This is a genomic window from Apilactobacillus quenuiae (assembly GCF_002994005.1).
Taxonomy (GTDB): Bacteria; Bacillota; Bacilli; order Lactobacillales; family Lactobacillaceae; genus Apilactobacillus; species Apilactobacillus quenuiae.
In genome coordinates this window covers 13,673-32,728 of the sequence record NZ_POSN01000004.1, presented here as the reverse complement: position 1 = coordinate 32,728, position 19,056 = coordinate 13,673, and the positions used below count along the sequence as shown (strand labels likewise).

Here is a 19,056-nt window from a genome sequence, read left to right as displayed (position 1 = left end):
GATGGATAATTATAAAGCAATCAATTGGAATGCTGTTAGTGATCAAATTGACAAAGCAACTTGGGAAAAATTAACTGAACAATTTTGGTTAGATACCCGTATTCCTTTATCAAATGATTTAGCTGATTGGCGTACTTTAGATGACGATCATAAATGGTTAGTTGGACATGTGTTTGGTGGTCTAACTTTATTGGATACCCTTCAATCACAAGATGGAATGGCAGCTCTTAGAAAAGATATTGTAACTCCTCATGAAACTGCTGTACTAAACAATATTCAATTTATGGAATCTGTTCATGCTAAAAGTTATTCTTCAATTTTTTCAACTTTAAATACCCCGGAAGAAATTAACGAAATTTTCGACTGGAGTGATTCTGAAGAATTCTTACAAAATAAAGCTAAGAAAATCTATAACTTATATCATGATGATGGCAATCCACTAAAGAAAAAAATATCTAGTGTATTTTTAGAAACTTTCTTATTTTATTCTGGATTTTATACCCCTCTATGGTATTTAGGCCACAATAAATTACCTAATGTTGCTGAAATTATTAAATTAATTCTTCGTGATGAATCTGTTCATGGAACTTATATTGGGTACAAGTTCCAAATTGGTTTCAATAAATTAGGCAAGAATGAGCAACAAGATATTAAGGATTGGATGTACAACTTCTTATATGATTTATATGAAAACGAAGAAAAATACACCCATCTATTATATGATCAAGTGGGATGGACTGATGATGTCCTAGCGTTCATTCGTTACAATGCTAATAAAGCATTAATGAACTTAGGTCAAGACCCACTCTTCCCTGATACTAGTGAAGATGTAGATCCAATTGTTATGAATGGTATTTCTACTTCAACTGCTAATCATGATTTCTTTTCACAAGTTGGTAACGGTTATCGTTTAGGTAAAGTTGAAGCAATGAAGAAAGATGATTATAAGATTTGGTATCCTAAACATTAAAATTAATAAAAAGATGTGTTCAGATTAAACTGTATACATCTTTTTTTAATACAAAAAAAGCTCTAAATGATTTATAAAAACATTTAGAGCTTTTTATATAAATATTTATTTAAAATATTTCTTAAAAAAGTTTGGCTTTTTATTAATATCAATATGCTCATTTACTAACATAAGTAATTGTAGCATTGTAAATACTAATGAATTACCACGACGATAAGAAATATATTTAGGTGACCATTCTTGTACATACTTTTCTTTATAAGAACGAAGACCTTGGAAACTATAAAATGCTGTTCCATACTTATAAATTAAATTAGCAATTTTTTCATCAATGAAGCTATATCTAGATTCACCTACATTAGATAATGGTGCCATTCCTAAATTAAATGACTTATATCCTTGATCTTTAACATGATTAAATAGGTTAATAAATATTCCATCCATAATGCCTGAAGGAGCATCATTACTAGATCTCATTAAATCAATTGATGTCATTTCATGATCACCAGTTGGCATAATATTAGCAAAAGCAACAATTTTATTATTTTTGTCTTTCATAATAGCAATTGGTGCTTGACTTAAATAATATTTATCAAAGTATCCTAAAGAAAAGCCCTTCTCAGGATTACCCTTTAACCATTGATCAGAAACTGTTTTTAATTCACTAATAAATTCATTTGAAAATGGCGGTTGAATAATTTCAAATTTATATTCGTCACGATCAAATTTATTCATTAATGCTCTTTCACCACGATGTTTTTTGCCAGAAATTGAAAAGTCTTTTAATACAACATGGCCTTCCTCACCAGCTTTAGTGAAACTAAAGCCTTTTTCATGTAATAGCATCGTTAAATCTTCACCAATCTCATAAAATACTAATGAGTACCCTAAATTATTACTATCATCTATAAAATTATCAACGGCATTATCTAATTTATCCATATTACCAATAGGTTCACCCATAATAATAATTTTATTTGCACGACGTTTATACATAAAGAATAATTGATCTTTACCATTTTCTTGATAAAAATATATATCTTTATCTCTAACATATGCTAAATGACTAACTTCGTTTCCACCATATTCCTTGATTACATTAAATACTCGATTAGAATCAAAAGGCTGATTTATCCATTGAGCTTTAGTATAAGATAAATAACGATAAGTTAGAAGTAAAATCAAGCATGCTAAAATTAATCCCAAAAATCCTGCAAACCATACTTGAGGTGATGGAAATAAATAAGAATTAGTTAAATGGAAAGGAAACTTAGTAAATTGAAAATTAGTAAATAGGCCAATTAATCCATAGAAAATAAAAGCAAGACCAAAAATTATAAAATCTATTATAATATGTCCCCATGAATAAGTAAATTTATCACGATATAAGACACCATAGCTTAGCCATAGTGCAAATACTAATAATAATGATAAAATCACCATATTAGTAGGAAAATCTTCTTTCCAAAGAGTGTTTCCAATCGAGATAGCTAATAAAATAGTAGTAGGCCAAAAAGCCTTTTTAACTTTAGATCCAAAGCCTCTAGCAAAACCAATTAACAGGAAAGAAACAATAATAGTAGTTAATTGATCTAAAAAATAGAATGTATAAGGCTCTAGAGACAAATATAATTTATTCACTAAAACTAAATTAGGAATAACTGCTATTAACAGCATCATTATTCCAGAGAAATACATAAAAATTGTTATAAATATATGTGCAATTCTTTGTAAAATAACTTTAGGAATATCATCTAAAAAGCCATTTAATTTTTGCAACAAATCTATGATAAATAAAATAATTCCTAATGCAACTGGTAAAATATAATAGAATGCTCTATACAAGAGTAACCAAACAGCAGAACTACTAGGCGAAATACCTAGAAATAATAATCCAGCCATCATGGTACTATCAAAGCTACCCAATCCTCCAGGGATTAATGATGCAACTCCGATTACATTAGCAACAATGAATACAGGGAAAACCGCCATAATATTAATTGATTGATGCATAAATAATCCAATAATCATAAAGAAGGCTGCACAACCAAGCCATTCTAATAATGAACCAATAACCAATCTCAATTCTAACTTTAAAGTTAAGTCTTTAAAATAATCAAGATTTGTTTTTCTAGTAATTAAAAGCAATAAAGGAAAGTATAAACCACCTAAAGTTAATACTATCCACCACCACCAGTCAAAAGAATTTGTACCAAATCCAAAATAAAACATCATTATTAATGCTATCCAACAATATGTTGAAAGACCAGCTAATAAAAATATAACTATTTTAGAAATTGCATATAAAATTTGTTTTTTGGTTGCATTTTCACTATAAAAATTTGCTCTTAAACTGGCACCTAATACCCCACCAAAACCAGCAATATTAGTAAGTGTATTAGTAATCCAACCAGTTTTAGCAATATATGTTTTTTTAAACTTGCCTGGTAAAAAATCAACAATCGTAAAATCATACATTAGCATCGGTAACACAGCAATAAAACCTAATATCATCATTATAAATAATGACATTGGTGTTTGTGTAGCAAAACTTTGTGCCATTTTATGTCCACTAATTTCTGATCCTTCAGAAATTCCAACATGAATAACTACAAATAAAACAAATATAACGAATAGTACTTTGACGAGTGTCATGTGTCGATTTATCCAATCAGCACATTTTCGAAAAAAAGTTTTCAAATATATTTCCCCCATAATAATATTAATAATATTATTATCTCAATTTATAATTAAGTTAACAAGTTTTAACAAAAAAGACGCACAACAAATGTTGTACGTCTTTTTAGAAGAAAGTTATTACTTAAGAGTAACACTTGCGCCAACTTCTTCAAGTTTTGACTTGATATCGTTAGCTTCATCTTCTTTAGCGCCTTCTTTAATTACTGAAGGAGCACCATCAACTAAGTCTTTTGAGTCTTTTAGACCCTTACCAGTAATTTCACGAACTACCTTAATAGCCTTAACTTTTTGGTTACCTGCTTCAGTTAGTTCAACGTCAAATGAATCTTTAGCAGCGCCACCATCAGAAGCACCTGCAGCTGGTGCAGCAGCAGCAGCTGTAACGTCGAATTCTTCTTCAATTGCCTTAACTAAGTCGTTTAGGTCTGTGATTGAAGCTTCTTTAATTTGTTCAATAATATTGTCTTTATCAAAAGCCATTTTATTTTCCTCCAATTTGGATAGTTATAATTTTATTTAGAAACTAAGCTGCGTCTCCATCATCTTTTTCGGCAACTGCTTTAACTGCAATAGCAAATTTACGAACAGGTGCTTGTAAGATGTTGGCAAGAGTAGAAATAGATTCTTCTCGACTTGGTAATGAAGCAAATTCTTCAATTTCATCAAGACTAGCAACCTTATTTTCAAGTACTCCACCTTTAAGTTCAACAGCATCAGTATTATCAGCAAAATTCTTTAAAATTTTAGCTGGAGCAATAGGATCTTCATCAGAGAATGCTACGGCTGTAGGTCCCTTAAATAAATCACCTAATTCTTCGTATCCGGCTTCTTTAGAAGCACGAACAGCGATGTTGTTCTTAATAACATTGAAAGCAACGTTTGAGTCACGTAATTGTTTACGTAAATCAGTAACTTCTTCAACGTTTAAACCACGATAGTTAATAATGATAGCAGAAGTAGCATTGTTAAATTTTTCAGTAACGGCTTCTACTTGTTTAGCTTTAGCATCAATAACTGCTTTCTTTGGCATTATTTCACCTCCCAAATTTTTTTGGGATTTAATAAAAAATCCCCATGCCTACCTAGACATAGAGAAACCATTTTAAAGTCCTCGTCAGGATATTAAGGTATAAAATACCACCCAAGTCTTAGGTAGAAATCATATTTAATTAGCAATAACAATTTACCACATAATTATAGTATGGTCAATAGAGATTTTTAAATTCCAAATTAATTACTTAACTTTAGAATGATTCAAGATCAACTTTGACACCAGGGCCAAATGTAGTTGAAATTGATAAGTTAGTAATATATGAACCTTTTACAGAAGCTGGACGATTCTTAACAATTAAATCTTCAATTGTCTTGAAGTTACCAACTAATTTGTCAGCATCAAATGATGACTTACCAATAATAACTGCAACGTTACCATCACGGTCAGTACGGTAAGTAACCTTACCTGATTTTGAATCAGAAACAGCTTTCTTAACGTCCATAGTAACTGTACCAGTCTTAGGGTTAGGCATTAAACCTTTTGGTCCAAGAACACGGCCTAAACGACCAACTTGTGCCATCATGTCCGGTGTTGCAATAGCAACATCAAAATCTAACCAACCATTTTGGATTTTTTCAGCTAAATCAGCTTCACCAACAACATCTGCGCCGGCTTCTTCAGCTTCCTTAGCTTTGTCACCTTTGGCAAATACAACAACTTTTTGGTCTTTACCTGTACCATTTGGTAAGACAACAGCACCACGTAATTGTTGATCTGCTTGTTTTGTGTCAACGTCTAAATTAAATACAACTTCAACAGTTGCGTCAAATTTAGCAAAATCAATTTTTTTAACAAGTTCAACAGCTTCTTCAACTGAGTAAGATTTATTACGATCTACTTGTTTTAAAGCATCTTGATACTTTTTACCTCTTCTATTTTGAGCCATCTGTGTTTTCCTCCTTGCAATTGTGGTTGTAACGGATAAACCTCCCACATAACATCTGAATTATTCAGGTGCTATAGTACTTACATGTTGAATATGAAATTAACCTTCAACAGTGAATCCCATACTACGAGCAGTACCTTCGATCATACGCATTGCGGCTTCAACATCAGCTGCGTTTAGATCTTTCATCTTAGTTTCGGCGATTTCCTTAACTTGATCACTAGTTACACTAGCAACTTTGTTAGTATTTGGTTCACCAGAACCATGTTCAACACCAGCAGCCTTCTTCAATAGTACTGAAGCAGGTGGGGTTTTAGTAATAAAATCAAATGAACGATCTTCATATACAGAAATAACAACAGGAATTAACATGCCTGCTTGATCAGCAGTACGTGCATTGAATTCCTTAGTGAATCCCATAATATTGATTCCAGCTTGACCCAATGCAGGTCCAACTGGAGGAGCAGGTGTTGCTTTACCCGCAGGAATTTGTAATTTAACTACGTTAGCTACTTTTTTAGCCACGAGACATACCTCCTTAAGTCCGTGTGTGGTAAAAATTGGAGATTAGATTTCTCCTCCCACAACAAGTATGCATAAACATACAGAATATAATATATCATGTTTAAATAATTTGTACAACCCCAAATTATCTAATTGGTTTAACTTGATTGAAGTCAAGTTCAGCAGTTGTTTCTCTACCAAACATATCGATATCAACTTTTAGCTTACCTTTTTCTTCATCTTTTTCAACAATTTTACCTGTTAAATTAGCAAAAGCGCCATCAACAATTGTAATCGTATCGCCTACTTCTGCATCTAAATCTTGATGTTTCTTTTCTACACCTAATTGACTTAAAATATAATCAACTTCATCAGGAAGTAATGGTGTTGGTTTACTACCTTGACCATGTGAACCAATGAATCCAGTAACCCCTGGTGTATTTCTTACAATATACCAAGCCTTATCTGTCATGACCATTTCCACTAAAACATATCCAGGGAATGTTTTATCCATTTTAACTTTATCAACACCATCTTTTACTTCATGTTCTTCAGTTTCAGGAACAACTACTTGAAAAATATAATCTTCCATTCCCATTGATTCTTTACGAGAATCCAAATTAGTTTTTACTTTGTTTTCGTATCCAGAATAAGTATGAATTACATACCATTGTTTTTGCGTTGATTCCATTGAAATTAGCTCCTTTTAATTTTTTCCAAACAAAAAAACTTCGCCTAAACGAAGTTCCGCATTAAATATATAATATCATTTATTTTATTTTAATTAAATATTTAATTAGATAAATGTTAATCCTGATTGAATAGCCCAGTCAATAATTGCAAAGAAAATTGCAAAAACAATTGACATTCCAACAACAGTTGAAGTATCAATTCTTGTTTGATGTTTGTTTGGCCATACAACTAATTTCATTTCTGTACCAACACTTTTAAAAAAGTTAATTAACTTCATTATGTCATTTCCTCCGTATTAAAATGTTTCTTTATGAACAGTTGATTTATTACAATTTTTACAATACTTTTTAATTTCTAAACGCTTAGTATGATCTTTCTTAACATTAGTTGTATAGTTCCTAGAACCACAAACTATACATGCTAATGAAACCTTTTTTTGTGGCAAGACATATCCTCCTAAACTGATAAATAGATAGTATCATTTTAAAATTTAATCGTCAATTTTACGATTTTTATTTACAATGTCTTCTTCAACCAAAATAATTTTGAGTTTATTTTTTATTCTAGAACAACAATTTCTAAATTGTTCATCATTAATTTTATTAATCTGTTTAAACTTAACCAATTGATAATCATCATTTTCTAATTTAGAACTAAGGATTTTAAATACTAACTCTTTTTCAAACTTGGAACATCGAGTAAATAATTTTTTTCTAACAGTATCCATTTTTAAAAAAAATTCTGGATTTAGTCTTCGATAGTCTTTAGCACAATTACTATAATATGCTTCGTTAACGTTAAATGAAATTTTCTTATCAATAGGCATTCGTTTTTTAGCTTTACTCTTTCTTAATATATCAAACAAACGATTTTTAAGGCTTCTTTTATAAAGCATGCCAAATGATGTTCCACGATTTGTATCAAATTTATCAATTATTTTTAACATCATAATTCTTGATTCTTGAAACCAATCATCTTCATCAATGTCATTAAAATAATATTGTCGCCATAGTTTTTTAACAATCGGTTTATATTTCACAAATAGTTCTTCAAAATCTTGATCATTTCCATTTTTAAAACTTTTGATAAGTTGTAAATCAATTAAACAATTATTCATAATTTCTCCTTACGAAAATTTAATAAAATTAATTTACACATATAAAAATCAAAGTACAAGCGAACTAAAGTTCTCATAATAATAATTAATATCTATACCAAAATATCAATATTAATATTTTAATATTATTTAGAAAGGTTATCTCTTAGCTTTTCTAATTCCAGCAATTGATTACCAGACCAGGGGGAGTTTCTAACATAAGATTTATTAGCATAATTACTAACTTGATTTTTAATTTCTTGCTTAGATCTTTTAACATCCCTAAGCAATTCTCTTGCAGAAATTCTTAATGCCCCAGCAGAAAAAACAGTCCATTGTTCTGCCTGATCACTAGTAACAACTACCACTTGCACAAACCTTGATTGTTTACGACGAGCATAAGCTTCAATATAACTGTCAGCAGTTTCATCCTTATTAGTCCAAATAATATTCAAATTATGTTTAGTATCTTTCTTAGATAATCCTGGAACATACATTGCATCGAAAATAATAGAAATATCTAAATCTCGATACTTTTTGTATTCTGCAATAATTGATATTAATTTATCTCTTGCATCTGCTAATCGATCAGCAAGCTTCAACTGATTTAGTTCTGGCCAGTTTCCAATAATATTATATCCATCTAACAATAATAATTGTTTTTTCATTTTTAAAATATCCTATAGCGGGTGTCTAGAACTATAACCCTGATACATTAAAAGACCAGCAGCCACACTAGCATTCAAGCTTTGAAGATCGCCTACCATGGGAATAGTTAACATTTCATCAACATTTTTCTTTAATAATGGAGAAATCCCCTTTCCCTCATTACCAATTACTACAGCCGATGAACCATTAGCATCCCAGCGACGATAATCAGTTCCTTTAATATCAGTTCCAAAGACCCAAACTCCACGATTCTTTAAGTCGTTCACAGTATTAATTAAATTAGTAACTCTTGCAACCGGTACTCGTTCAATAGCCCCAGCAGAAGTTTTAGCAACCGTTGCAGTCAAGCCAACAGCACGGTGCTTAGGAATAATAATTCCAGTCACTCCAGCAGCATCAGCAGTTCTAATGATAGATCCTAAATTATGTGGATCTTCAATATTATCTAAGATTAAAAAGAATGGTTCAGTATCATTCTTTTTTGAATGTTCAAATAAATCATCAATACTTGCATATTTATACGGAGATATTGATAATACAACACCTTGATGATTTTGATAATTGGATAATAAATCTAATTTTTGTTTAGGTACCATTGAAATCACTAAATGCTTTTTCTTTGCTAATTTAATGATTTCTTCCACACTTTTTTCATCTTTATGAATTCCATTTTGTAAGAAAACTTTATTAATCTCTTGTTTTCCTCTTAATGCAGATACTACTGGATGACGACCAATAATAAATTCACTTTGGCTTTGTTCGCCACTATTATTTTTCATGTTCTAGCCTCCCTGCATCAACTTTTTCAATGCACCATTTAGATAATTCTTGCAAACGTTCATTATTATTGCTTAATGATAAATACCCCATCATTGCCTCAAAACCAGTAGAATAACGATAAGTTAATACACTAGTATTTTTAGCATGGGTATAACTTTTGCAATTACGCCCGCGCTTAAAAACAGATTCTTCTTCTGCGCTCAAAATATGATCTTGATTCATCAAATCAATTAAGGCAGCTTGTGCTTTAGCAGACACATATTTTCTGGCATTTTTTTGTAAACGATTAGGCTTAGTAATTCCTAAGGCTAAAAGATGTTTCCTTATATAAACCTCATAAACAGAATCACCTAAGTAAGCTAAAGCAATTCCATTCAATTGTTTGTAGTTAGGTACTTGTTCTTCCATTAATTCAATTATTCCCTTCTAAATCTTGTTCCTTGGGCAGTATCTTCTAGAATAATCCCTTTAGCTTTCAAGATTGATCTAATTTCATCACTTCTGGCAAAATTTTTATTAGCTCGTGCTTGATTTCTTTCTTTAATCAAATTATTGATTTTTTCATCATTAATATCTTCATCATTTTCAAATTCAACACCAAAGATTGATGCCATTTTGGTTAATTTCTTTAAGATTAATTTAACTGTCTGTTCAAAAACCATCGGTCTTTCTGCATAAACATTGCCTAATTTAGCTAGTTCATAAACACAATCAATACCGTTTTGTGCATTAAAATCATCATCCATTGCATCTTGAAAATCTGCTTGAATCTGTCTAACTTCTTGATCTACTTTAGGATCATTAAAAGAATCAGCATCTTTTAAACGGTAATTTAAATTATTATAAGCATTTTTTATCTTTTTTAAGTTATTGGCCGCAGCATCTAAATTAGCTTGATTATATTGAATAGGTCTTCTATATTGGGTCGTCGACATTAAGAAACGAACAACCTGTGGATCTACATGTTTAATAATATCGTGAACTGTGACAAAATTACCCAAAGACTTACTCATTTTTTCATTTTCATCACCAACAGTAACAAACCCATTATGCATCCAATAATTAACAAATCTCTTACCAGTTTTGGCTTCACTTTGAGCACGTTCATTTTCATGATGAGGAAATTCTAAATCTTCACCACCGCCATGAATATCAATAGTATCACCTAAATATTTAGTAGACATCACTGAACATTCAATATGCCAGCCTGGACGTCCTTTACCCCATGGTGAGTTCCAAGCAATTTCATTATTTTTTGTTTTCTTCCATAATGCAAAATCAATTGGATCTTCTTTTTTAGACAATTCTTCATTGCTAACATGCTGGCTAGCACCGGATTCCAAGTCATCAACACTTTGGTGAGCTAATTGACCATACCCATTAAATTTACGTGCGCGATAGTAAACATCACCGTCAGACTCATAAGCATATCCTTTATTAATTAGTTGCTTTATAAAATCAATTATTCCATCAATATTATCAGTTGCACGAGGATTATTAGTAGCAGGTTCTACATTTAAAGCTTTTACATCTTCTTTATAAGCTTCAATATATTTATCAGCTAAATCCATAACCGACATATTTTGATCATTAGCTGCCTTTATCAACTTATCATCAACATCAGTAAAATTAGAAATATAGTTAACGTGGTATCCACAATATTCAAAATATCTACGAATAGTGTCAAAAGCAACTACACTTCTAGCATTTCCAATATGAATATAGTTGTAAACTGTAGGACCACACACATACATATTAACCACTCTTGGCTTAATTGGTTCAAATGTTTCTTTTTTTTGACTTAATGTATTATAGATCCTTAACAATTTGGGCACCCCTGTTCATTATTTATACTTTTAATTTATTTTATCATAATTTTAGTCATTTTTTCAGCTTCATTATCCACAAAAAAAGGTCTTGTTAGAACATTAACTAACAAGACCAATTTACATTTTAATAAAATATTATTATTGATTAATTTGTTTTAAAGTTTCGTCAATATGTTTTAAAGCTTTTTCACGACCAATTAACTCAATAGATTCAGGAAGCTCAGGTCCATGCATTTCATGGGTAACCGCAATTCTAATTGGCATCCATAACTGACGTCCCTTGATTTTAGTATCTTTTTGAATTGATTTAATAGTCTTAAGAATTTCAACTTTATCAAAAATAGCAACATTCTTAATTCTTGATGAAAATTCTTTCAATACAGTTGGCGCAGTATCATTACTAATTTCTTCCAATGCATCTCCAGAAATTTCTTCTGGTTCATTAAAGAATACTGATGCCATTGAATTAATTTGAGCCATAAAACTCATTTGTTGTTTATAAGTAACAATTAACTTACGTGCCCATTCAACAGTCTTTGAATCAGGATTTTGTTCGATATTGCCCTTATCAATTAATTGACGCAAAGCAAGATCTACAACAACATCTTCATCAGCAGATTTAACATATTGGTTATTAATCCATTCCAATTTCTTATTATCAAAGTTAGCCGGTGATTTACTTAAACGATTTTCATCATACATTTTAATAAATTGTTGTTTATTAAAGATTTCATCTTCACCTTTTGGTGACCAACCTAACAATGTAATAAAGTTAAACATTGCATCTGGAAGGTATCCGCGATCACGATATTGTTCAATAAATTGAATAATTGATTCATCACGTTTACTTAATTTTTTACCAGTACCTGCACTAGTAATTAGACTCATATGACCAAACTTAGGTGCATCCCAACCAAATGCTTCATACATCATTAATTGCTTTGGTGTATTAGCAACATGATCATCACCTCTAAATACATGTGAAATTTTCATCATATGATCATCAATAATAACAGCGAGATTATAAGTTGGCATACCATCACGTTTTACAATGACGAAATCCCCACCAATAGTATCTGAATTAAATTCAACATGTCCCTTAACGATATCATCCCAATCATAGGTATGATTTTTAGGAACTCTGAAACGAATAACCGGCTTTAATCCTTTTGCTTCAGATTCAGCCATTGATTGTTTAATTTCTTCTTCTGTCATACCTTCATATTCATATTCATAATGGGGCATAACACCACGAGCACGTTGTTCTTCACGATCAGCAGTAAGTTCTTCCTCTGTTCTATATGAATAATAGGCCTTATCTTCATCCAATAATTGTTGAATTAATGGATCATAAATTGAACGACGTTCTGATTGACGATATGGCCCAAATTTACCAGGCTTATCAGGACCTTCATCCCAATCTAAGCCTAACCATTTTAAATTATCTAACTGACTTTTTTCACCATCATCTACGTTACGTTTAGTATCAGTATCTTCGATACGAATGATAAACTTACCTTTATTATGTCTAGCAAATAGGTAGTTAAAAATTGCTGTTCTTGCATTACCAATGTGTAGATGACCAGTAGGACTTGGTGCATATCTAACACGAATATTTTTATTAGCCAATGATATTTCTCCTCTTCTTGTAAAATAGCATCATTTTAATTTTACAATTATTATTAATAAAAATAAAGAGTTCAACAAATTCTTATGAACGGTTTACTTATTGATTATCTTAGCAAAAATCATTTTACCAGCATCAGTTTGAATTGAACTTGTAACTTCAACCATTAATCGTTTATTAAGATAGTTTTTACCTTCTTCAACAACTACCATTGTGCCATCATCTAAATATGCAACACCTTGGTTTCTTTCAGTCCCTTTCTTAAGGATCATGACCTCAAGATGTTCACCTGGAATGTAACTAGGCTTCAAAGCACTTGCTAATTCATTAATATTTAGGACTTTAACCCTTTGAAACTTAATTACTTTATTTAAATTATAGTCATTAGTTACAATTTCACCATCAACACTTTTTGCTAGTTGAATTAACTTGCTATCTACCTCTGAAATTTCTTTATAGTCTTTATCTGTAATTTCAATTGGCATTATTTTTTCAGTTTGTAGTTTATTTAAAATGTCTAATCCTCGACGTCCACGAACCCTTTTAGCACTATCACTAGAGTCGGCAATATATTGTAACTCATACAATACAAACTTAGGAACTAATAAAGTTCCTTCTAAGAATCCAGTTTTAATTAATTCATAGATACGTCCATCAATTAAAATATTAGTGTCTAAGATCTTATAACTTTTTTCTTTTTTATTATTGCTATTAAAAGTATTAGTGGCTTTTTTTAAACTAAAGTGAAATATTTTATTCCAATCATTTAATCTAGTAGTTCCTAAAACAAAGCCCAAATATCCAAAAACAATCATTAATAAAGCTGGAATTAAAGTATTAGTTATGAAATATGGCGTTCTGAATAATACAATTGATATTAAAATAGCTAAAACTAAGCCAATAATCATACCAATAGTACCCATTAAAATATAAAATGGGTTTTTACTAGATAAATATATTTCCAATTTACTTAATGTTCTAACGATTCTTCTGCCAAAAATTAAAGATAATACGAAGAAAATAATGGCGCCTAAAATTGAATTAACAAATCCATTGTTTAGTAAGCCAACATTTTCAACAGACATTGCTAACCATAATATCGGTAAATAAATTATACCTAACGTACCTCCAACAATAATAAATATTAGTTGTACCACTGCGTATCTATCAAAGGCTTTCATTTTTTATTCATCCCCTTTTCAAATAAATTATCTTAGAGCTATCTTAATTGCTTCAGATAAAGTCGAAACACCCACAACATCAATTCCATTGGGTACTTTCCAACCTTGTAAATTGTTTTTAGGTACTAAAACACGACTAAAACCTAATTTTTTAGCTTCTGCAACTCGTTGTTCAATGCGATTGACACGTCTAATCTCACCAGTTAAACCAATTTCACCAATATAACATTCAGAAGCATTAGTTCCGACATCACGATAGCTTGAAGCAATTCCAATTGCGATTGCCAAATCAATTGCAGGTTCGTTCAGCTTAACACCACCAGCTGCTTTTAAAAATGCATCCTGATTCTGTAACATCAAACCAGCTCTTTTTTCCAAAACTGCCATTAAAACCGCTACTCGATTACGATCAATACCAGTTGCTGTTCTTTGTGCATTACCGAAAACCGAAGGTGTAATTAATGCTTGAATTTCGACTAAAATAGGTCTAGTTCCCTCAATTGAAACTACAATTGCAGATCCAGTTGCATCTTTTAATCTTTCTTCCAGAAATACTTCTGATGGGTTAGTAACTTCTTCTAATCCAGATTCTTGCATATCAAATATGCCCAACTCATCAGTTGAACCGAAACGATTTTTAACAGCTCTTAAGATGCGATATGAATGATGCATATCTCCCTCAAAATAAAGAACTGTATCAACCATGTGTTCTAAAGTTTTAGGGCCAGCAATTGCCCCACCTTTAGTAACATGACCAACTAAGAAGATTGTAATACCATTGGTCTTTGCAATCGACATTAAGTCAGAAGTAATTGCACGAACTTGTGAAACCGATCCAATACTTGAATCAACTTCTGGTTCAGAAATAGTTTGTACTGAATCAACTACTACTGCATCGGGCTTTAAATCATCAATTGCACTTTTGATTGCACCCATATCTGTTTCTGGATATAAATACAAATTTTTGCCTTCAACACCTAATCGTTCAGCTCTAATTTTAATTTGACTAGCACTTTCTTCTCCAGAGACATATAAAATGGTCTGATTCTTTTTACCTAATTGACCAGAAATTTGTAAAAGTAATGTAGATTTACCAATCCCAGGATCCCCACCAATTAATATCAATGAGCCTGGAACTACTCCACCACCTAGTACGCGATTAAATTCATCAGAATCAGTTTCAAAGCGATTTTCTTTATTGTAAGAAACCTCTCCAATTAACTCTGGCTTAGCTTGTTTCCCATTAAAGTCCATTCTACGAGTAGACTTTAAACTATTATTTTCTTTTTGAGCTGTACGTTCTTCAAATGTATTCCATTTGCCACAATTAGGACAATGACCTAAATATTTAGGCGAAATATATCCACATTCTTGGCAAACAAATTGAGTTTTTGGTTTAGCCAATATAATTACCTTTCATTAAAAAATTATTTATCAGATGAACCAAAACCACCAGTTCTAGTTTCACCTTTATTTTTTTCATTATCAACAGTTAAAAATGGCATAAAGATTCCTTGTCCAATTCTCTCACCTTTTTTAATTTTACGATCAGTAAGACCAAAATTAGTTAATTGAACGAATAATTCACCTTCATTATTATCATTATTATAGTAATCAGCATCAATCACGCCAATTCCATTAGGCAATACCATATTGCGCTTTAATGGCCCGCTAGAACGATTAGCAATAATAAAAACTTCATTGCTCTGCATATAAATTTTAATACCAGTAGGTACTAAATATGGTTTCAAAATTTCTTTAGCCTTTTGCATGTCTTTTTCTGATACAGAATTTTCATTTTTAATTGCCCACAAGACTTTTAGAAAACCTATTTTCCAAATTGAGGGCAGTTTAAAGTCACATGCACTTTCAATATCATAACCCGCAGCTTGTTTAGTTGCACGATATGGTAAATGAATATCGTCATTTTTATACTTTGATACAACTTGAAATCCACGTTTCATAAATACACATCCCATTATTTATATTATAATTATAGTACCTATTTTATAGCAAATATTAAGTATAATAAACATAATATTTTATTTGACAAACATGCCATTAAAATAGAAAATTATAGTAACTAATAGTTTAACCATATTAGGTTAAATTAGTCTTAAATCGAAAATTAAATTGGATAATGTATTATCTTATCCCACATTCATTTACCAATATTTTAGAGGGGCAAAGATTATGGATAAAGAATTAATGAAACAAGTAGCCGGTCAAGAAGCTGTTAAGTATATTAAAGATGGTATGACAGTTGGACTAGGAACTGGTTCTACAGTTAAATATCTTTTAGATGCATTAGGAAAAAGAGTTGCTAAAGAAGGACTTCGCATAATTGGTGTCCCTACTTCTAATAGATCCGCCAAAAGAGCTCGTGACTTAGGTATTGATGTAAAAAGCATCGATGATGTTGATCATATTGATTTGACAGTTGACGGAGCTGATCAAATTGATGAAAACTTTCAAGGAATTAAAGGTGGCGGTGTTGCGCACTTAAGAGAAAAAATTGTTGCCATCAATTCTAAGAAGAATATTTGGATTGTTGATAAAACTAAAATGGCCAAAAACTTGGGATCATTTCCTTTACCACTTGAAGTTACACCCTATGGAAGTACTCATTTATTTAAGAGATTAAATGATATGGGATACCAACCACAATTTAGGACTAATGCTAAAGGTGGACATGTTCTTACACATGCTGACAATTACATTATTGATTTAAAAATGCATTCAATAGAACATCCACATGAATTAGAACAAATATTAAATAATTTAACGGGGATCGTAGAACATGGCTTGTTCTTAGATATGGTAAATACAGTTATTGTTGGTGACAAAAATGGTTCGAAAACTTATCATGCAAGATAAGTTTTAATCTAATCTTAATAAAAAGACTCGATTATCAAAATATAATCGAGTCTTTTTATTGGAATTATTATTTATAAAATTAGAAAAAAGGTCTATAATATTAGAATATATAAGGAGGAATTATAATGGGAAAAAGTATTAGTTTAGACAATGTTAAAAAGTACCAACAAGATTTGGATAACCGTAAAGAGGCAAAAATCTTACAACGTGCTATAAGTCATGACGGTGTTGCTAAAACATCTTCTAATTATAGTTCTGTAAGTAAAATGGACCCTGTCTTTTCATTAGAATTAGATACTGGTGAAGTTTCAAACCAAAAACATAGTGGTCGTTGCTGGATTTTTGCTGCATTAAACACAATGAGACATAATTTAGCTAAAAACTTTAATTTAAATGGTGATTTTGAATTATCACAAATTTACACTACTTTCTGGGATAAATTTGAAAAATCAAATTGGTTCTTAGAAAATATCATTAAAACCGCAGATCAACCATTAACTTCAAGAAGAGTTGCATGGTTGCTTGAAACTCCTCAACAAGATGGTGGTCAATGGGATATGTTATGTGCTGTTATTGAAAAGTATGGAGTTGTTCCTCAATCAGCAATGCCTGAAACCTTTAACAGTAATGACACTACTGACTTAAATTCTGTTTTAAACCTTAAATTAAGAAAAGATGCTATTCAATTACGTAAATTAGTTCAAGATGGTTCAGATGCCGAAAGTGCTAAAGATGAAATGTTAAATGACATTTACCGTATTTTAGTTTATACACTAGGTGAACCTACTAAAGAATTCAATTTTGAATATCGCGATCATGATAAGAACTATCATATTGATAAAAATCTAACACCAAATAAATTCTTTGATAAATATGTAAACTTGAATTTAGAAGACTATGTGTCATTTATTAATTCCCCTACTGACGATAAACCATACAACAAAACATATACTATTGATATGTTAGGTAATGTAGTTGGTGGTCGACAAGTTAAGCATTTAAATATTGATATCGATACTTTTGAAAAATTAGCTATTAAACAAATTCAAAATGGCGAAAGCGTTTGGTTTGGTAGTGATGTTGTTCAAAACTCAGATAGAAAAATGGGAATTATGGATGATGGATTGTACTCAAAAGATGAATTATTCGATACTGACCTATCACTTTCAAAAGCAGAACAATTAGATTACAAAGAAAGTGTTATGGATCATGCAATGGTATTAACTGGTGTTGATATTGTTGATGGCCAACCTACAAAATGGAAAGTTGAAAATTCATGGGGTAACAAGGTAGGTACAAAAGGATACTTTGTAATGAGCGAATCATGGTTCAGAAGATTTGCATACCAAGTTGTTATTAACAAAAAATACTTATCAGATGAATTAAAAGATTCTCAAGCAAAAGAGCCAGTTGTACTAGATCCATGGGATCCAATGGGTACTCTTGCCTTCTATGAAAAATAATAATAATGAAATAAAAAAGCAATGATTAAATCATTGCTTTTTTATTTCATCATATTTTTACTAATTATATTTAATCGATTATCAAATTTGTAAATAATAGGCTTAGCATTAGGAACTTCAACTTTATCAATATCTTTATCTGATATTTTATCTAAATATTTAATTAGTGCCCTCAAAGTAGAACCATGAGCAACAATCAATTGATTATGTCCATCAAGTAGTTCAGATGCAATGTTGTCAATCCAATAACTTAATATTCTTTCATAAGCCATTTTCAAACTTTCTCCACGCGGTTCTTTCACGCCAATTTTTTCATAGCGTAATTCTTTATCTGATTTTTTCAATAATGGAGGAATTGCCGAAAAACTACGACGCCATAATTTAAATTGCTTTTCTCCATATTTTTCTTTAATATAACTTTTTTTCTTACCTCTTAAACCACCATAATGGCGTTCATTAAGGCGCCATGTTTTATGTTCTTTAATATATTCTTGATGAATCTCTTTTAAAACGATATGTGCAGTATCAATTGCACGCATTAAAAATGACATGTGAACATCATCGAAGTTAATATTTAACTTATCAATTAGTTTACCAGCATAATGAGCTTGTTCAATCCCCTTTTCAGTTAAAGGAACATCATTCCAACCAGTAAATATATTATCTCGATTGGCCTCACTTTCACCATGTCGCATAATTACTAAATATGACATATCATCATCTCTTT

21 protein-coding genes and 1 other annotated feature are annotated in these 19,056 nt (G+C 30.9%); of the genes, 3 read left to right on the top strand and 18 right to left on the bottom strand.

All coding sequences use genetic code 11. The features are described 5' to 3' along the window. The first annotated feature begins 1 nt into the window (after position 1). Positions 2-970 (top strand): class 1b ribonucleoside-diphosphate reductase subunit beta, encoded by a 969-nt coding sequence (gene nrdF, locus C7N44_RS06145; RefSeq protein WP_105957041.1) that lies wholly within the window; start codon positions 2-4, stop codon positions 968-970. A gap of 105 nt (positions 971-1,075) precedes the next feature. Here the strand turns inward: nrdF and mprF are convergent, their stop codons facing one another. From mprF to C7N44_RS06060, 17 genes are all read right to left on the bottom strand, one after another. Continuing rightward, positions 1,076-3,670: a bifunctional lysylphosphatidylglycerol flippase/synthetase MprF gene (gene mprF / locus C7N44_RS06140; protein WP_318530506.1), complete on the bottom strand. Its 2,595-nt coding sequence runs from the start codon at positions 3,668-3,670 to the stop codon at positions 1,076-1,078. 117 nt (positions 3,671-3,787) lie between these two features. Next, a complete protein-coding gene (rplL, locus tag C7N44_RS06135) occupies positions 3,788-4,150 on the bottom strand; it encodes a 50S ribosomal protein L7/L12 (RefSeq protein WP_105957039.1) in 363 nt (120 codons plus the stop codon). 43 nt (positions 4,151-4,193) lie between these two features. Further along, positions 4,194-4,700 (bottom strand): 50S ribosomal protein L10, encoded by a 507-nt coding sequence (rplJ, locus tag C7N44_RS06130; RefSeq protein WP_105957038.1) that lies wholly within the window; start codon positions 4,698-4,700, stop codon positions 4,194-4,196. A 24-nt stretch (positions 4,701-4,724) separates the two neighbouring features. Next, positions 4,725-4,841, bottom strand: a sequence feature (ribosomal protein L10 leader region). A 73-nt stretch (positions 4,842-4,914) separates the two neighbouring features. After that, the gene (rplA, locus tag C7N44_RS06125; protein WP_105957037.1) at positions 4,915-5,610 is read right to left on the bottom strand and encodes a 50S ribosomal protein L1; all 696 of its coding nucleotides are present in this window, start codon (positions 5,608-5,610) and stop codon (positions 4,915-4,917) included. Positions 5,611-5,709: 99 nt separating this feature from the next. Continuing rightward, positions 5,710-6,135, bottom strand: a complete 426-nt coding sequence (gene rplK, locus C7N44_RS06120) for a 50S ribosomal protein L11 (protein WP_105957036.1) — start codon at positions 6,133-6,135, stop codon at positions 5,710-5,712. A 124-nt stretch (positions 6,136-6,259) separates the two neighbouring features. After that, complete coding sequence (gene nusG, locus C7N44_RS06115) at positions 6,260-6,805, bottom strand: transcription termination/antitermination protein NusG (protein WP_105957035.1); 546 nt, start codon at positions 6,803-6,805, stop codon at positions 6,260-6,262. A 105-nt stretch (positions 6,806-6,910) separates the two neighbouring features. Next, positions 6,911-7,084, bottom strand: a complete 174-nt coding sequence (gene secE, locus C7N44_RS06110; protein ID WP_105957034.1) for a preprotein translocase subunit SecE — start codon at positions 7,082-7,084, stop codon at positions 6,911-6,913. 18 nt (positions 7,085-7,102) lie between these two features. Continuing rightward, the gene (gene rpmG, locus C7N44_RS06105) at positions 7,103-7,252 is read right to left on the bottom strand and encodes a 50S ribosomal protein L33 (protein ID WP_105957033.1); all 150 of its coding nucleotides are present in this window, start codon (positions 7,250-7,252) and stop codon (positions 7,103-7,105) included. A gap of 45 nt (positions 7,253-7,297) precedes the next feature. After that, complete coding sequence (locus tag C7N44_RS06100) at positions 7,298-7,924, bottom strand: sigma factor (protein WP_105957032.1); 627 nt, start codon at positions 7,922-7,924, stop codon at positions 7,298-7,300. A gap of 125 nt (positions 7,925-8,049) precedes the next feature. Next, the gene (locus C7N44_RS06095; protein ID WP_105957031.1) at positions 8,050-8,571 is read right to left on the bottom strand and encodes a YacP-like NYN domain-containing protein; all 522 of its coding nucleotides are present in this window, start codon (positions 8,569-8,571) and stop codon (positions 8,050-8,052) included. A 12-nt stretch (positions 8,572-8,583) separates the two neighbouring features. Then, positions 8,584-9,351 (bottom strand): 23S rRNA (guanosine(2251)-2'-O)-methyltransferase RlmB, encoded by a 768-nt coding sequence (gene rlmB, locus C7N44_RS06090; protein WP_105957030.1) that lies wholly within the window; start codon positions 9,349-9,351, stop codon positions 8,584-8,586. Next, the gene (locus tag C7N44_RS06085) at positions 9,341-9,760 is read right to left on the bottom strand and encodes a Mini-ribonuclease 3 (protein ID WP_105957029.1); all 420 of its coding nucleotides are present in this window, start codon (positions 9,758-9,760) and stop codon (positions 9,341-9,343) included. The genes rlmB and C7N44_RS06085 overlap by 11 nt, the downstream gene beginning before the upstream one ends. Positions 9,761-9,768: 8 nt before the next feature. Then, positions 9,769-11,178, bottom strand: a complete 1,410-nt coding sequence (gene cysS / locus C7N44_RS06080) for a cysteine--tRNA ligase (protein ID WP_105957028.1) — start codon at positions 11,176-11,178, stop codon at positions 9,769-9,771. Positions 11,179-11,319: 141 nt separating this feature from the next. Continuing rightward, positions 11,320-12,810 (bottom strand): glutamate--tRNA ligase, encoded by a 1,491-nt coding sequence (gene gltX / locus C7N44_RS06075; RefSeq protein WP_105957027.1) that lies wholly within the window; start codon positions 12,808-12,810, stop codon positions 11,320-11,322. 93 nt (positions 12,811-12,903) lie between these two features. Further along, positions 12,904-13,989, bottom strand: coding sequence for a PIN/TRAM domain-containing protein (locus tag C7N44_RS06070; protein WP_105957026.1), 1,086 nt, complete (start codon positions 13,987-13,989; stop codon positions 12,904-12,906). A gap of 27 nt (positions 13,990-14,016) precedes the next feature. Further along, complete coding sequence (radA, locus tag C7N44_RS06065) at positions 14,017-15,393, bottom strand: DNA repair protein RadA (protein WP_105957025.1); 1,377 nt, start codon at positions 15,391-15,393, stop codon at positions 14,017-14,019. Between the two features lie 23 nt (positions 15,394-15,416). Further along, positions 15,417-15,953, bottom strand: a complete 537-nt coding sequence (locus tag C7N44_RS06060; RefSeq protein WP_105957024.1) for a dCTP deaminase/dUTPase family protein — start codon at positions 15,951-15,953, stop codon at positions 15,417-15,419. Positions 15,954-16,182: 229 nt separating this feature from the next. On the opposite strand from C7N44_RS06060, the gene rpiA reads away from it, so the two are divergent. Both rpiA and C7N44_RS06050 read left to right on the top strand, forming a co-directional pair. Then, positions 16,183-16,866: a ribose-5-phosphate isomerase RpiA gene (gene rpiA, locus C7N44_RS06055; protein ID WP_105957023.1), complete on the top strand. Its 684-nt coding sequence runs from the start codon at positions 16,183-16,185 to the stop codon at positions 16,864-16,866. A 125-nt stretch (positions 16,867-16,991) separates the two neighbouring features. Beyond that, the gene (locus C7N44_RS06050; protein WP_105957022.1) at positions 16,992-18,329 is read left to right on the top strand and encodes a C1 family peptidase; all 1,338 of its coding nucleotides are present in this window, start codon (positions 16,992-16,994) and stop codon (positions 18,327-18,329) included. Positions 18,330-18,370: 41 nt separating this feature from the next. On the opposite strand, the gene C7N44_RS06045 is transcribed toward C7N44_RS06050, so the two are convergent. Then, positions 18,371-19,042 carry a 2,3-bisphosphoglycerate-dependent phosphoglycerate mutase gene (locus C7N44_RS06045; RefSeq protein WP_105957021.1) on the bottom strand — a complete coding sequence of 224 codons (672 nt, stop codon included), beginning with the start codon at positions 19,040-19,042 and terminating at the stop codon, positions 18,371-18,373. Between the last annotated feature and the right edge of the window lie 14 nt (positions 19,043-19,056).

What these genes read in the sequence shown, in the direction of transcription:
- nrdF (WP_105957041.1), top strand. Translation starts at nt 2, where the DNA reads ATGGATAATTATAAAGCAATCAATTGGAATGCTGTTAGTGATCAAATT.
- rplL (WP_105957039.1), bottom strand. Translation starts at nt 4,150, where the DNA reads ATGGCTTTTGATAAAGACAATATTATTGAACAAATTAAAGAAGCTTCA.
- rplJ (WP_105957038.1), bottom strand. Translation starts at nt 4,700, where the DNA reads ATGCCAAAGAAAGCAGTTATTGATGCTAAAGCTAAACAAGTAGAAGCC.
- rplA (WP_105957037.1), bottom strand. Translation starts at nt 5,610, where the DNA reads ATGGCTCAAAATAGAAGAGGTAAAAAGTATCAAGATGCTTTAAAACAA.
- nusG (WP_105957035.1), bottom strand. Translation starts at nt 6,805, where the DNA reads ATGGAATCAACGCAAAAACAATGGTATGTAATTCATACTTATTCTGGA.
- secE (WP_105957034.1), bottom strand. Translation starts at nt 7,084, where the DNA reads ATGAAGTTAATTAACTTTTTTAAAAGTGTTGGTACAGAAATGAAATTA.
- C7N44_RS06100 (WP_105957032.1), bottom strand. Translation starts at nt 7,924, where the DNA reads ATGAATAATTGTTTAATTGATTTACAACTTATCAAAAGTTTTAAAAAT.
- C7N44_RS06095 (WP_105957031.1), bottom strand. Translation starts at nt 8,571, where the DNA reads ATGAAAAAACAATTATTATTGTTAGATGGATATAATATTATTGGAAAC.
- rlmB (WP_105957030.1), bottom strand. Translation starts at nt 9,351, where the DNA reads ATGAAAAATAATAGTGGCGAACAAAGCCAAAGTGAATTTATTATTGGT.
- C7N44_RS06085 (WP_105957029.1), bottom strand. Translation starts at nt 9,760, where the DNA reads ATGGAAGAACAAGTACCTAACTACAAACAATTGAATGGAATTGCTTTA.
- C7N44_RS06070 (WP_105957026.1), bottom strand. Translation starts at nt 13,989, where the DNA reads ATGAAAGCCTTTGATAGATACGCAGTGGTACAACTAATATTTATTATT.
- C7N44_RS06060 (WP_105957024.1), bottom strand. Translation starts at nt 15,953, where the DNA reads ATGAAACGTGGATTTCAAGTTGTATCAAAGTATAAAAATGACGATATT.
- rpiA (WP_105957023.1), top strand. Translation starts at nt 16,183, where the DNA reads ATGGATAAAGAATTAATGAAACAAGTAGCCGGTCAAGAAGCTGTTAAG.
- C7N44_RS06050 (WP_105957022.1), top strand. Translation starts at nt 16,992, where the DNA reads ATGGGAAAAAGTATTAGTTTAGACAATGTTAAAAAGTACCAACAAGAT.
- C7N44_RS06045 (WP_105957021.1), bottom strand. Translation starts at nt 19,042, where the DNA reads ATGTCATATTTAGTAATTATGCGACATGGTGAAAGTGAGGCCAATCGA.